The 15,187-nt window shown below is 70.6% G+C and carries 5 protein-coding genes; all 5 read right to left on the bottom strand.

Features of this window, described 5'->3' with window-relative positions:
* Nucleotides 1-4,749, bottom strand: a complete 4,749-nt coding sequence (locus NTM_RS19990) for a type I polyketide synthase (protein ID WP_163767287.1) — start codon at nt 4,747-4,749, stop codon at nt 1-3.
* Nucleotides 4,746-6,476, bottom strand: coding sequence for an AMP-binding protein (locus NTM_RS19985; protein ID WP_179963966.1), 1,731 nt, complete (start codon nt 6,474-6,476; stop codon nt 4,746-4,748). Before NTM_RS19985 ends, NTM_RS19990 begins: the two co-directional genes overlap by 4 nt.
* A 116-nt stretch (nt 6,477-6,592) precedes the next feature.
* A complete protein-coding gene (locus tag NTM_RS19980) occupies nt 6,593-12,127 on the bottom strand; it encodes a type I polyketide synthase (RefSeq protein ID WP_163767283.1) in 5,535 nt (1,844 codons plus the stop codon).
* Nucleotides 12,124-13,908, bottom strand: coding sequence for an AMP-binding protein (locus tag NTM_RS19975; protein WP_104861259.1), 1,785 nt, complete (start codon nt 13,906-13,908; stop codon nt 12,124-12,126). Before NTM_RS19975 ends, NTM_RS19980 begins: the two co-directional genes overlap by 4 nt.
* Nucleotides 13,909-14,464: 556 nt before the next feature.
* Nucleotides 14,465-15,166, bottom strand: coding sequence for a thioesterase II family protein (locus tag NTM_RS19970; protein WP_104861260.1), 702 nt, complete (start codon nt 15,164-15,166; stop codon nt 14,465-14,467).
* Nucleotides 15,167-15,187: the final 21 nt, after the last annotated feature.

The following is a 15,187-nucleotide window of genomic DNA, read 5'->3' as shown; positions in this document are numbered from 1 at the left end:
TCAACTCAATCTTTCCGACAGTCTCGCCAGCAGCTCGTCTTCGGCGAGGTCGTCGTACACGTCACCAGCCGCGTCGCTGATGACTTCCCCACCCTGGGTCCCGGCGGTCTCGATTATCTCAGGCAGCACCGACGCCAGATAATCGGTGAGCGCTTCCACGGTCGGATAGTCGAACACGACCGATGCGGGCAGCGCCTCCCCGAGGCTTTCGCTCAGCGAGCGCTGCAACGTTACGCTCATCAGCGAATCCATTCCGAACTGGAAGAATCCGACCGTCGGGTCGAGGGTGTGCGCCGACTTCAGCCCCATCGCGGCCGCGACCTGCGAGATCACGAATTCGGTGAGCAGTTCCACGCGGCGGGCCGGCTCGGTCTCCTTCAGCTCCTGGCGAAACTTCGTGTCACCGGTCAACGTCGGTGCGGGATCTTCGCCGGCGAGCAGGTCGTCGAGGATGTGCAGCTGCGCGCGGGTGTGATATGCCGCGGCCAGTCGCTGCCAGTCCGCCGCGACCACGGTGGCGCGGGCCGGGGCTTGCGGGCCGATGAACGAGCGCAGCGCGGTGATCGCGACGTCGTCGTCCATCGGGGTCAGTCCCGACTCCTGGGTGGCCTGGGCCTCGAACCCGGTCTGCACGTCGGCCAGCGACTTCCACAGCCCCCAGTCGATCGCCACCGCGGGCAGGCCGGCGGCGCGGCGCGCGAACGCGAAGGTGTCGAGGAAGGTGGTGGTCGCGGCGTAGTGCGCGAGCCAGCGCGACCCGAGCACCCCGGAGATCGACGAGAACAGCACGAACTGCTCGACCGGGTGCCGCAGCGACAGCCGGTGGGCGACCGCGGCCGCGTCCAGCTTGGGCCGGAACATCGCGACGACGTCGTCGTGGGTCATCTCGTCCAGCGTGACCGGTCCACCGCTCATCGCCGCCAGATACACGCCCTTCAGCGGGGGCAGATCGGCGCCGAAGCGGTCGAACACGGTGCGCAGCGACGCCTCGTCGGCGGCGTCGGCGGCGGCGGTCACCACCTTCGTGCCGGTCGCGGCCAGCCGCGCCGTCAGCTCGGCGAGGCGGTCGCCGGGGTTGCGGGACACCGCGACGACGGTCTTGGCGCCCATTGCGGCGAGCTGCTCGATCAGCCCGGGGCCGATGTTGCCGGTGGCGCCGACGACCAGGTGCGAGCCGTCGGGATCGAGCGTCGTCGCCCCCGTGGGCGCGGGCGGCAGCGCATGCACCAGCCGGGCCACCCGGCGCGCGCCCGCGCGGTAGACGACCTGGTCCTCGCCGTCACCGGTGTGGGCTTCGGCGAGCACCCAGCGTGCCGCGACGACCGCGGGCACCGAGGCGTCGGTGTCGATGACCGCCCCCCAGATCTCGGGGTGCTCCAGCGCCAGCGTGCGGCCCAGGCCCCACAGCACGGCCTGCGCGGCATCCGCGCGGTCGCCGACCTCGACCGGCTGGGCGTTGCGGGTCAACAGGTACAGCCGCGGCGCCGTCCCGGATCCGGTGGCGGCCTTGGCCGCGGTGGTCGCGAGCGCGCGGCCGGTCTCGAACAGTTCGTAGCCGAGGTCGTCGCTGACCGCAGGTGCGTAGAGCACATGTGTCGCGTCGCCGAGATCGTCCGGCCCGCCGGTGGTGACCGGCGCGCCCAGCGCGCTCATCTCGGCTGCCAGCTCGTCGTCGCCGACCACCAGCCATCGCGCGGCGTCCGACGAATCCGCCTGCCCGGCAAGGGGTTTGGCCGGCCAGGTGAGGTCGCAGAACCACTGCGGCGGCACTTGGCTGCCGGGCGGCAGCGCGCCGGGACGCGCTCCCCCGCCGCGGCGCGGCGGGCGGACCTCGACCCAGTGCCGGGTGTGGTGCCACGGCGTGATCGGCAGCACGGCGTGCGGTTCCGGCCCGTGCGGGGTGTGCGGTGGCCGCGAGGTGTGGGTCGCGTTCAGGCTCGCGTGGAACGCAACCGTGTCGTCGGTGTCGCGGGCCAGGGTGCCCAGCACGCGGTATTCGGGTGCATCGTCGAGGATGTCGCGGATCGCCTGCCCGAGGATCGCGTGCGGGGTGATCTCGACGAAGGTGCCGTGCTCGGCCGCCGCGGCGGTGACGGCCTGGCTGAACCGGACCGGGCGGCGCACGTTGGCCACCCAGTAGTCGGCGTCGAGCACCGGCATCGGATGCGGTTCGGCGACGGTGGACAGGAACGGCAGCGTCGGCACGTTGGGTTCGATCCCGGCCAGCGCGTCCCTGATGTCGCCGAGCACCGGCTCCATCAGCGCGGTGTGCGATGCCACCACCATGTTCACCCGGCGGGCGAACGTGTTCAGCGACGTGACGGTCGCGATCACGGCGTCGACCTCGTCGGGCAGCCCCGCGATCACGGTCTGGCGCGGCGACAGGTAGCCGGCGATCTCGACGCTCGGCTGCCCGGCGATCAACCCCTCGCACTCGTCGGCCTCGACGTGCAGCAGGGCGACCGCACCCTGACCGGCCAGCCGCGACATGATCGACGAACGCGCCGCGATCACCTTCAGCCCGTCGGCCACGCTGAGCGCACCGGCCACCACGGCCGCGGTGACCTCGCCCATCGAGTGCCCGATCACCGCGTCGGGATGCACCCCGTGCGAGCGCCACAGCTCGGTCAGCGCCAGCTGCAGCCCCATCAGCACCGGCTGCACCTGCGCGTCACCGTGCAGCTGCGCGCCGTCGGCGAGGATGTCGCGCAACGAGAAGCCCACGTGCTCGGCGAACAACGGCTCGATCTCGTCGATCGCCCGGGCGAACGCGGGTTCGTCGGTGAGCAGCCGGCGGGCCATCCCGGGCCACTGCGAGCCCTGTCCCGAGTACACGAACACGGTGCCCGGCTTCGGTGTGCCCGCCGCTGCGGGCACCACGCCCGGCGCGGACTGGCCGGCGGCCAGCGCGGTCAGCCCGGCGATCGCGGCGGCCTTGTCGCGCGCCACGACGGTCGCGAACTTCGCGTGCTGGGCACGGTGGTGGTTCAGGGTGTGGGCGATCTGGGCCGGCGACAGGTCGGAGCCGGCCATCCAGGTGGCCAGCGACGCGGCCTGCGCGGCGATGCGCTCGGCCGACTTGCCCGACACCACCAGCGTCGTCACCGCGGGGTCCGGATCCTCGTCCTGGGCGGGCGGTAGCACCGGGGCCTGCTCGATGACCACGTGGGCGTTGGTGCCGCCGAACCCGAACGACGAGATCCCGGCACGCCGCGGCCTGCCCGCCGGGGCCCAGTCGGTGTGCTCGTCGACCACCCGCAGGCGCAGTTTGTCGAACGGGATGTGCGGGTTCGGGCTCTGGTAGCCGCGGTTGCCCGGGATCCGGTGATGCTGCAACGCCAGCACCGCCTTGGCGAACCCGGCGATACCCGCGGCGGCCTCCAGGTGGCCCAGGTTGGTCTTCACGGCGCCGACCAGCAGCGGAGAATCAGCCGCGCGACCCTTGCCGAGCACGGTGCCCAGCGCGCGCGCCTCGATCGGATCGCCGAGCAGGGTGCCCGTGCCGTGTGCCTCGACGTAGTCGACCTCGCGCGGGTTCACCCCGGCGGCGGCGTACGCGGCACGCAGCACCGCGATCTGCGCCGACGGGTTCGGCGCCATCAGCCCGTTGGACCGGCCGTCCTGGTTCACCGCGGACCCGCGGATCACCGCGAGCACCCGGTCGCCGTCACGCAGCGCGTCCGACAGCCGCTTGAGCACCGCGACGCCGCAGCCCTCGCCGCGCACGAAGCCGTCGGCGGCGGCGTCGAACGCGTGGCACTGCCCCGTCGGCGACATCGCCTCGGCCTGGTCCAGGCTTCGGGTGCCCGCCGGCGACAGCAGCAGATTCACCCCGGCGGCCAACGCCAGGTCCGAGTCGCCGGTGCGCAGGCTCTGGACGGCCAGATGGATCGCGACCAGCGACGACGAGCACGCGGTGTCGACGGTGACCGACGGGCCGCGCAGGTCGAAGTAGTAGGACACCCGGTTGGCGATGATGCTGATCGAACTGCCGGTGCCGTACCAGGCGTCGATGCCGCCGAGATCGGTCGCGCCCATCTGCCCGTAGTCGCCGGCGCCCGCCCCGGCGAACACACCGGTACGGGTCTCGGCCAGGGAGTCCGCCGGAATCCCGGCGTGTTCGAGCGCCTCGTGGGTGACCTCGAGCAGCAGCCGCTGCTGGGGGTCCATCCGGGCGGCCTCGCGCGGGATGATCTCGAAGAACTCGGCGTCGAACGCGTCGAGGTCGCGCAGATACGAGCCCCATTTCGTGGTCGCGGCCAGCGCCGCGGACCCTTCGGGGGTGCCGTCGTCGAGCCAGGTCCAGCGGTCCTCGGGCACTTCACGCACCGAGGAGCGGCCCTCGGTCAGGAAGTCCCAGTACGCGTCGGGCCCTTCGATGTTGCCGTCGAGATCCGGTCCGCCCGGGAACCGGCAACCCAGCCCGATCACCGCGATCGGCTCGTCCATCCCGGCGGGCCGGGCCAGCTCGCCGGCGGCGCCACCGACGTCGACGGGTTCGACCTCGCCGCCGGTCAGGAACTTCGCCAGCGAGTCCACGGTCGGGTACTGCCAGAAGTCCACCGGCGACACCGGCCTGCCGAGGAACTCCGACAGCACGCCGGTGAGCACGACGGCGTCACGCGACCCCACGCCGAGGTCGTGCATCGACGCGCCGCGCTCGATGTCTGCGGGACTGCAACCGTTGTTCGTGACCAGATAGTCGACCAACCACCGACGAACAGCAGCCTCGTCGAGGGCTGAGGTCATGTATTGGCGTCCAGTCGGCTGAACTTGTCGTTGCGGTACAGCTCGACGCTGGACGCGCGGCGCACCTTGCCGCTGGTGGTCAGCGGCAGCGAGCCGGGCGGCACCAGCACGAAGTCGGACAGCCGCACACTGTGCGTCTGCGAGATCGCGGCGGTGACCTGCTGCTTGAGCGCGTCCAGCGTGGACTGCTCGATCTGCTTCTTCAGCTCGGCGATCACGACCAGCCGCTCGGTGGCCTCGTCGGGCACTGACACCGCGGCGACCCGGCCGCCGGTGTACTCGGCGACGGTGGCCTCGATGTCGTCGGGATAGTGGTTGCGCCCGTCGACGATCAGCAGGTCCTTGATCCGGCCGATGATGTAGAGCTCGTCGTCGAACATCACCCCGAGGTCGCCGGTGCGCAGCCACGGCCCCTTCGGGGTGCCCGCGGTGGGTTCGGAGAGCTGCGCGGCGAACAACTCCGACAGCTGCGGGTTGTGCCAGTAGCCCGCCGCGACGTGCTCGCCGTGCAGCCAGATCTCGCCGATCTTGCCCGCCGGGTTCTCGACGGCGGTGTCCGGGTCGACCACCCGCGCGGTCGTCGAGCGCGGCGCACCGCAGCCGATCAGCTCGGTGCCGCCGTCATCGGCGGAGGGCTCGGCGTGGCCGGCGGCCAGCTTCTCGGTGTCGAAGCGCGCCGACGTCGGCGGGCGCCCGCCCGCCGAGGCCGCGACGTACACGGTGGCCTCGGCCAGGCCGTACGACGGCCGCATCGCGGCGGCGGGGAGGCCGAACGCGGCGAAGCGCTCGTTGAAGCGGCGCACGGTGCTGCCGTGCACCCGTTCGGCGCCGTTGATCATCACCACGACGGTGCTGAGGTCCTTGCCCGCGAGGTCCTCGTCGGTGGTGCGCTTGACGGCGAGCTCGAACGCGAAGTTCGGGGCGGCGGTGAACGCACTCGGATGCGAGCCCAGCTGCTGCATCCAGCGGGCCGGCTTCATCATGAAGGCGACCGGACTCATCAGCACCGCGGGACGGCCCAGCGTCATCGGGATGAACACCCCGACGATCAGTCCCATGTCGTGATAGAAGGGCAGCCACGACACGATCGTGGTGTCCGCAGGCGGACCGTCGGGGTAGCTCTCGTAGTAGTCGGTGAGCAGCTGCTCGAGGTTGGTCGCGACGTTCTTGTGGGTCACCACCACACCGGCGGGACGCCGGGTCGAACCCGAGGTGTACTGCAGGTAGGCGGTCTTGGGCAGCGACGCCGGCGCCGTGGTCTTGGGCGGCGAGTCGAAATCCAGGGTGTCGACCTCGAGGAACTTCGGCGGCCGCTGCTTCGGGTCGGCCTGCCCGTACTTGCGGACGTCGTCGACGACCGCGGACGTGGTCAGCACGACCACCGGTGTCGAATCGGCCATCGCGCCGGTCACCCGCTCGTCGTGGTGGCGGGTCTGCGGCATCGACAGCGGCACCGCGACGAAGCCGGCGGCGATGGCCCCGAGGAAGCCGACGATGTACTCCAGGCTCTGCGGCGCCAGGATCACGGCGCGGTCACCCGGCGAGCCCAGTGTGGCGAGCTTCTCGGCGACGATCTGCACCCGCTCGTGCACCTCGGCCCAGGTCAGGCTCTCCGTGGGGCCGGACGGATCGGCCTCGTAGTCGACGAACGTGTAGGCGATGTCATCCGGTTGCGTCCGCGCGCGTTCGGCGAGTATCGCCGGGATGGATGCTTCAGACAGTGTCACCGAGTCGGCCATCACAGAATCGCTCCCAACATCCCACTCCCACCTTCATGTCCACTACTCAACCCAAACGCGACGCCCCCGACATGGTCTCTCCTGAGAGCCCGATTTGAGAAATTTCAGTTCTCGACGCTGTCGAACAGCGAATCGAGCAGGCTGCCGCCGGAATCGTCCCCATCGCCCGCGTCGTCACCGGTGTCTCCACCCGCCTGTGCCTGCGGCGCCACCTTCTCAGCCAGGTAAGCGGCCAGCGCACCGATGGTCGGGTAGTTCCACAGCATCGTCGCCGACAGTTCGATACCGGCCAGCCGTTCCACCTCGCGGCGGATCGACATCGCCATCACCGAGTTCAGGCCCATCTCGGCCAGCGGCCGGTCGGAGTCCACCTCGTCGTCGGAGATCCTCAGCTCGGTGGCCAGGATGGCGCGCAGGCCGTCCTCGAGCTCGGCCAGCACGTCCTCGGCCGACATCTGCGACCAGTTCCGCTCCGGCGTGCGGGCCTCGCTGTCCTCGGACTCCCCGCTGTCCCCGCCGGCTGGCGTTGGTGCCATCACCACGTGGGCGATGTCGAACCGGCTCGCGTACTCCCACGCGGCGAACGCCTCGGCCGGGGCGACCGGGCGCGAGCCCTGCCTTTCCAGCTCGTCGATGACGACCTGAGCGTCGGAGCCGAATCCCAGTCCGCGCCAGGCGACCCAGTCCAGGCTCGCGGTCACGCCACCCTGCCGGGCCCGCGCGCGGGCCAGCCCGTCGAGGTACGCGTTGCCCGCGGCGTACGCGCCCTGTCCGGGGACGCCGAACACCGTGCCCGCCGACGCGGTCAGATAGAAGAAGTCGACGGCGTCGACCGGGAACACCTCGTGCAGCACCTGCGCGCCCGCGACCTTCGGCCACAGGGTGCGGCGCAACCGCTCGTCGTCGATATCGGTGAGCAGCTGGCTGTCGGTCAGCCCGGCACCGTGCACGACACCGCGCACCGGCGGCGCGCCCTGTTCGTCGCGCCGCGCCAGCCACGCCTCGACGGCGTCGCGCGATCCGATGTCCAGCGGCGCGAGTTCGACGGCGACGCCGCGACTCTCCAGCGCGCGCACGGCGGCGATCTTGCGCCGCGTGTCGGCGTCGAGATCGTCGGCGTCCCACTGTCGCCGCGGCGGCAGCGCCGTGCGGCCGGCCAGGATGACGCGCCGGGCGCCGCGGTCGGCGAGCCAGTCTGCGGTGACCAGGCCGAGCGCACCGAGGCCGCCGGTGATCAGGTAGGCACCGTCGGGACGGCAGCGCAACGGCTCCCGCACCGGGTCGGCCGTGATCGGGGCCAGCTCCGGGGCGAAGAACTCGCCGCCGCGCAGCGACAGCACCGACTTGGCCGCGGTCGGCAGAACCGTCGCGAGCGCGCTCACGACCGCGTCGAGCGGCTCGCCCGCGGTGATGTCGACCAGACCGCCCCACAGCTGGGGTTGTTCGGCGCCGACGACGCCGGCGATACCCCACAGGCAGCTCTGCCGCAGCGACTCGTCGGTCTCGGCGTCACGCACCCCTTCGGTGACGATCCACAGCCGGTGCTCGTCGGTGCGGCCGGCCAGCCGGGTGACCAGCGCGGCCACCTCGCCGGAGTAGCGGGCCGCGGCGGCGAGGTCGTTCTCGTCGGCCGGATCGGCGTCGGGCACGTACACCACGGTCTGCGCGCTCGCCTCGTCGGCCGCGGTGAATCCGTGGGCCGGCAGCGCGTCGCGCAGCGCGGTCGCGGTGGGCCCGCTGCCGAGCACCGCGACCGTGGTGCCCGTGGCGGTGGTCGACGGCGCGGTCCACGGCTGCCAGTCGAGCTGGTGGGCGACCGATCGCGGGTCCGCGGGTGCGGACTCGGACGGTCCGGCCTGGACGTCGACGTAGCGCAGCCCGGCGATGTCGACCCGGGTGCTGTCGCCGGGCACGGTGACCGACACGTCGAGCACCAGGTCCCCGGACGTCGAGCCGCCGTCCTGGCGGCGTCGCACTGTCACGGTTCCGGTCGACGCGCTTCCGGTCGACACGGTGAACTCACCGGCCACGGACAGGCCGTCCACGGCGGCCGGGACGAGCAGACGGTCGTCCTCGATGTCGGCGAGGCGCGCGACCTGCACCGCGGCGTCGAGCAGCGCGACCGCGGACCCGTCCTGCCAGCGGACCGTGGCGACCACGCCGTCGCGGGTGGCGCGGCAGCTCTCGATGCTCCACGGGAAGGGCTGGCCTTCGACGCCCCACTTGGACTGGAGCGCTTCGACGGTCGCCCGGTCGTAGTCGGTGGCACCGGTGATGTCCACGTCGGTGACGTCGACAACGGGCCGGGTCACCGCGATCCGCCCGGCGGCGTGGCGCACCCAGCGGTTCGCCGCGGCGTCGGCGTCTGGCGCGGACGCCATCGTGACCGAGTCACCGTGGGCGACCACCTGGATCACCTGCGACTGGTCCACGACGACGGGACGGTCGAAGCGGATGTCGGACAGCGCGGTCGCACCGGCCGTCGCGCTCGCCTCGGACGCGGCCTCGATCAGCGTGTGCAGCAGCACCGACATCGGCACCACCTCGACACCCTGGATGCGGTGGAAACCGGGGTACGGCTTCGCCTCGCGCACCAGCCGGGCCTGCCACAGGTGCGTCGGTGGACTGGTGGCCACCGAGGTCAGGTCCCCGAGCAGGGTGCCCGGCTGCGGCGCCGACGGCCCGCGCCGGTCCGACTTCGCGGGCGCGACCCAGTGCTTGGTGTGGTGCCACGGGGTGGCGGGCAACGACACATGCGGTTCGGGTCCGTGCTCGGCGACCGGCGGCTTGCTGGTGAACGTGCTGTTCAGGTTCGTGTGGAACGACAAAGTCTCGTCAGCGGCTTCGTCGCCCTTGCCGTCGGTCTCACGCAGCAGTGTCGGCACGGCGTGGTGATGCGTGGTGCCCAGCGTGTCGCTGATGCCGTAGGTCAGCAGCGGGTGCGGGCTGACCTCGACGAAAGTGCCCAGCTCGGCGCCCGCGGCAGTGACGGCCTGCTCGAACCGCACCGGGTTGCGCAGGTTGTCGACCCAGTAGTCGGCGTCGAACACCGGCTCCGGGCCGTCGTGTTCGCGGGTGGTGATCACGATCGGGATGTTCGGCGCCATCGGCCGCAGCCCCCGCAGCGCCTCGCGCAGCTCGGGCAGGATCGGGTCGATGGTCGGATGGTGCGAGGCCACGTCGACCTCGATGCGGCGGGCCAGCCGGTCCTGCGCCGACACCGCGGCGATGACGGCGTCCACCTGATCGGGCGGGCCGGCGATCACGGTCTGGCGCGGTGAGGCGTACACCGCGAGCGTGACGTCCGGATAGTCGGCGATCAGCTCGGTGGCGGCGTCGGGGTCGAGCTCGATGAGCGCCATCGCGCCCTGCCCGGACAGCCGCGACATCAGCTTGGAGCGGGTCGCGATGACCTTCAGCCCGTCGGCGACCGACAGCGCGCCGGCCACCACCGAGGCGGCGACCTCACCCATCGAATGCCCGATCACGGCGTCGGGATGCACCCCGTAGGAGCGCCACAGCTCGGTCAATGCCAGCTGCATGCCGACCAGTACGGGCTGGATGCGGTCGATGCCGGTGACGGTCTGGCCGCCGGCGATGATCTGCTGCAGCGAGAAGCCGACCTGTTCGACGAACACCGGTTCCAGCTCGGCGATCGCCGCGGCGAACGCGGGTTCGTCGGCGAGCAGCCGGCGACCCATGCCCGTCCACTGCGAACCCTGCCCGGAGTACACGAACACCGTCCCGGGACGGCACGCACCCTGATGCGGGGTCACCACCCCGGGTGCCGTGCGGCCGGCGGCCAGCGCCTGCAGCCCGGCCAGCGCACCGGCCCGGTCGCGGCTGCACACCGTCGCGAACTTGCTGTGCTGGGCGCGGTGGTGGTTCAGGGAGTGCGCGATCTGGTGCAACGGGACGTTGGCGCCCGCACCGGCCATCCACTCGGCGAGCGCTCCGGCGGTGGTCGCCACGCGCTGTGCCGACTTACCGGAGACCACCAGCGTCGTCACCGCGGGTGCGGCGATCTCGGCGGCGGAGACGTCCGACTCGACCTGCTCGGGCGCCTGCTCTAGCACCACGTGGGCGTTGGTGCCGCCGAAGCCGAACGACGACACGCCTGCCACCCGCGGACGACCCTCGGGCGCCCACTCGGTGATCTCGTCGACGACCTTCAACCGCAGGTTGTCGAACGGGATGTGCGGATTGGGCTTCTGGTAGTCCAGGTTGGCCGGGATGCGGCCGTGCTGCAACGCGAGCACGGTCTTGGCGAAGCCTGCGATCCCGGCGGCGGCCTCGGTGTGACCGAGGTTCGACTTGATCGCGCCGATCAGCAGCGGCGCATCGGCGGACCGGCCGCGGCCCAGCACACTGCCGAGCGCGCGCGCCTCGATCGGGTCGCCGAGCAGCGTCCCGGTGCCATGCGCCTCGATGTAGTCCACCTCGCGGGTCTCCACACCGGCCGACGCATAGGCCGACCGCAGCACCGCCATCTGCGCGGCGGGGTTCGGCGCCATCAGCCCGTTGGACCGGCCGTCCTGGTTGACCGCGGACCCGCGGACCACGGCCAGCACCCGGTCGCCGTCGCGCTGGGCGTCCGACAGGCGCTTGAGCACCGCGACACCGCAGCCCTCGCCGCGCACGAAGCCGTCGGCGCGGGCGTCGAAGGCGTGGCAGCGGCCGGACTGCGACATCGCCTGGGCCTGATCGAAGCTGCGCGTGACCGCGGGCGAGAGGATCACGTTGACGCCGCCGGCCAGCGCGACGTCGGAATCCCCGGTGCGCAGGCTCTGGCAGGCGAGGTGGATCGCGACCAGCGACGACGAGCACGCGGTGTCGACGGTGACCGACGGACCGCGCAGGTCGTAGTAGTAGGACACCCGGTTGGCGATGATGCTCAGCGCTCCGCCGGTGCCGGAGTACGCGTTGACCTCGCCCAGTTCCTTGGACGCCATCACGCCGTACTCGCCGAGGCATGCGCCGACGAATACGCCGGTCTGGGTGTGGCGCAGCGACTCCGGCCGGATCCCGGCGTGCTCGAGCGCCTCGTGGGTGACCTCCAGCAGCAGCCGCTGCTGGGGGTCCATCTTGTCGGCCTCGCTCGGCGAGATCTCGAAATAGTCCGCGTCGAACTCGTCGATGCCGGACAGGTACGAACCCCAGCGCGTCGTGCCCGCCAGCGCGGCGGCGCCCTCCGGGGAGCCGTCGTCGTACCAGGACCACCGGGTGGGTGGCACCTGGCTGACCGCGGAGCGGCCGTCGACCAGGAACTCCCACAGGTCGTCGGCGCCATGGATGTCGTCGCCGCCGCCGGGATAGCGCACACCGAGCCCGATGACGGCGATCGCGTCGTCGGAGACACGCCGGGTGGGCGACACCTCCGCGACGGCCTCGACCTCACCGCCGGTCAGGAACCGGGCCAGCGCGTTGATCGTCGGGTACTGCCAGAACTCGACCGGAGACACGGTTCGGCCCAGCAACTCCGAGAGCTCACCGGTGAGCACGACGGCGTCGCTGGATCCGACGGCGAGATCGTTCAGTGGGGCATCGAGATCGATCTCGTCAGGACTACATCCGATGTTGGTGACCAGATAGTCGACCAACCAGTTCCGAATGGCGTCCTCGTCGAACGCAGAGGTCATGTGGTGACGTCCAGGCGGCTGAACTCGTCGAGGCGGTACCGGTCCGCACAGGCCGAGCGCCGGATCTTGCCGCTGGTGGTGATCGGGATGGAACCGGGTGCCACGAGCACCAGGTCGGCGACACGCAGGCTGTGCGAGCGCTTGATCGCCGAGGCGACCTCACGCTTGACGGCGCGCAACTTGTCCAGGGCCTCGGCCTCGGACGCGCCCTTCTTCTTCATCTCGACGATGGCGACCAGCTGCTCGCTGGTGTCGTCGAGGACCGACACGGCCGCGACCCGGCCGCCGGTGATCTCCTGGATGGTGGCCTCGATGTCGTCCGGGTAATGGTTGCGGCCGTCGACGATCAGCAGGTCCTTGATGCGGCCGATGATGAACATCTCACCCTCGGACATCACACCGAGGTCGCCGGTGCGCAGCCAGTTGCCGGTCGGGGTGCCCGGGGTCGGGTCGGCGATCTCGCCGCCGAAGGTGCGCTCGGTCAGCTGCGGGTTGCGCCAGTAGCCCATGGCCACCTGGTCGCCGTGCACCCAGATCTCGCCGATCTTTCCGTCGGGGGCCTCCATCCGGGTCTCCGGATCGACGATGCGCACGGTCGACGACCGCGGTGCGCCGTAGCTGACCAGCTCGGTGCCCGATTCGGTGCCGCAGCGCTCGGCGTGGCCGGCCGACAGCTTCTCGTAGTCGAAGCGCACGGTCGCCGGCTTGTGCCCGGTCGGCGCCGAGATCACGTACAGGGTGGCCTCGGCCAGTCCGTAGGACGGCCGGACGGTGCTGTCGGGCAGGTTGAACTGACCGAAGCGCTCGTTGAAGCGGCGGATGGTCGCGGAGTGGATGCGCTCGCTGCCGCTGATGATGCCCAGCACGTCAGCGAGGTCGAGGCCCTCCATGTCGGCATCGGAGGTCCGGCGCACCGACAGCTCGAACGCGAAGTTCGGCGCCGCCGACCACGAGTGGGTGTTCAGCGCGAGCTGCTGGATCCAGCGGGCGGGCTTCTGCAGGAACGCGACCGGGCTCATCAGCACGGCGGGCCTGCCCCACTTGGCGTCCGGGGCGTCCGGGTCCGGCGGGCACAGCAGCGTCGCGAAGACGCCCTGGATCAGGCCCATGTCGTGGTAGAAGGGCAGCCACGACACCATGGTCGTGTCCTGCGGCGGCACGCCGCCGCGGTGGGACATGTAATCGGTGAAGATCTGGTCCAGGTTCGCGATGACGTTCTTGTGCGTCATGATCACGCCGGCCGGGGCGCGCGTGGAGCCCGAGGTGTACTGAAGGTAAGCGGTCTTGGGCAGCGGCCCGACGTTGATCTGCGGGGTCTGCGGCGCGTCGAAGTCGAGCGCGTCCACCTCGATGACGGCCGGCGAGACGCCGCCGCGCAGGTTTCCGACGTAGGTCATGATGTCGTTGACCACCGCCGAGGTGGTCAGCACGGCGACAGGCTGGCAATCACGCAGCGCGCCGTTGACCCGCTCGTCGAGCTGTCCCATCGCGGGTACGGGCAGGGGCACGGCGATGAAGCCGGCCGCCATCGCGCCGTAGAAGGCGATGATGTATTCGAGTCCCTGGGGGGCCAGGATCGCGGCCCGGTCGCCCTTGTTGCCGTGACGCAGCAACTCTTCGGCGACGATCTGAACCCGGTGGTGCACCTGGGCCCAGGTCAGCGTCTCCGCGTAACCCGCGGGGTCGACGTCGTAATCGATGAACGTATAAGCAATATCGTCGGGCTGCGTGCGTGCACGATCGGCAAGCAGGCCAGGAATGGTCGACTCAAGCAACGGCATGGCGACGTCGTCCTTTCACTATCTTCTGTGTCCCGGCTTCATTGCCGTGGATGGCAAACCAGTTCACAGCTCTAGGGCCGCACATTCCCCCGCTCGCCCGAAGGCTAACACCGGCCCGCCAACTATGTCGTGCAATCCAACGATGGATTGAACCACGAGTTGCTTGCCAGAGGGAAGCGAGCCGCTCGCGGCTGGTTTCGCCGAAAGTGTATCGGCGAGTGTGTCCAAACCGTTACTCGGCGGCTGCGCGGCGTTTTGCCAGAAAACGGAACGGCCCACATAGTTAGTCCGTTTTACGTTGCTCAACACAGCGCCCGCCTCATGAGCGAGTTCGCGACGAAAACCGGCGAACACAGTGCTCCGTTCGCCTTGACGCGTCCGTAAAGGGTTTGCCAGGAATCCACGCCTGGGTCAATTAGAGACCTGACTCGCCGGTAAGGAGCAGGTCGGGTGCGGTATCGCTCGATCGCCGCACCGCGGCGCGGTGCGGTGCGGTGGTGTGCTCGCGAGGTAGCTGGGGGCCACGTCAGTGTGGCGAATCCCACAGCCGGGAGGGCTATCCGCGCAGGCGCGCCCAGACCTTCTCCTCGATGTCGGGGACCACCTCGGACAGATGGTCGTTGAGGTAGAAGTGATGCCCCTTGAAGTCGCGGACGGTGAATTCGGCCGTGGTCCGTTCCGCCCACGGCAAAACTTTCTCAGCCGTGGCGATCTCGTCGTCGTCCCCGTAGTAGGCGTGGATCGGGCAGGACAGTTTCACCTCGGCCGGGCAGCGGTAGTTGGCGATCGCCTTCAGTCCGCGCAGCGTCGGCAGAATCGCCGCAGCGAACTCCGGGTTCTTCATGAACTCGGGATCGGCGCCGGTGATCGTCGTGACCGCGGCGAGCAATCCCTCGTCCGTATCAGGGATGTCGTCGTAGCCGACGAGCCCCGGGGCGGCGACCGCCGAGACGAACAGCGCCGCGATCGGACGTCCGGCGTCCTCGAACCGGCGGGCCACCTCGAACGCCAGCAGCCCACCCATGCTGTGCCCGAAGAACACCACCGGCCCGCCATGGTCCTTCTCGGGCGACACCATCTTGATGATCTCGTCGGCGACCGCGGGCAGGCTCGTGAACGCGGTGAAATCCTGCTTACCGCCCTGGCGCGGGTACTGCACCGCCGTGCGCTTGATGTCGGTGTCGAACGTCTTCGCGAACGGCAGGTAGTACTGCGGGGTTCCACCGGCGTGCGGAAAGATGAACAGCTTCGGCTGCATGCGTGTCACCCTATCGCCCGG

Source organism: Mycolicibacterium parafortuitum, from assembly GCF_010725485.1.
Lineage (GTDB): Bacteria > Actinomycetota > Actinomycetes > Mycobacteriales > Mycobacteriaceae > Mycobacterium.
Note: the sequence above shows the minus strand (reverse complement) of the source record. Positions and strands in the feature narration are given on the sequence as shown.

What these genes read in the sequence shown, in the direction of transcription:
- NTM_RS19990 (WP_163767287.1), bottom strand. Translation starts at nt 4,749, where the DNA reads ATGACCTCAGCCCTCGACGAGGCTGCTGTTCGTCGGTGGTTGGTCGAC.
- NTM_RS19980 (WP_163767283.1), bottom strand. Translation starts at nt 12,127, where the DNA reads ATGACCTCTGCGTTCGACGAGGACGCCATTCGGAACTGGTTGGTCGAC.
- NTM_RS19975 (WP_104861259.1), bottom strand. Translation starts at nt 13,908, where the DNA reads ATGCCGTTGCTTGAGTCGACCATTCCTGGCCTGCTTGCCGATCGTGCA.
- NTM_RS19970 (WP_104861260.1), bottom strand. Translation starts at nt 15,166, where the DNA reads ATGCAGCCGAAGCTGTTCATCTTTCCGCACGCCGGTGGAACCCCGCAG.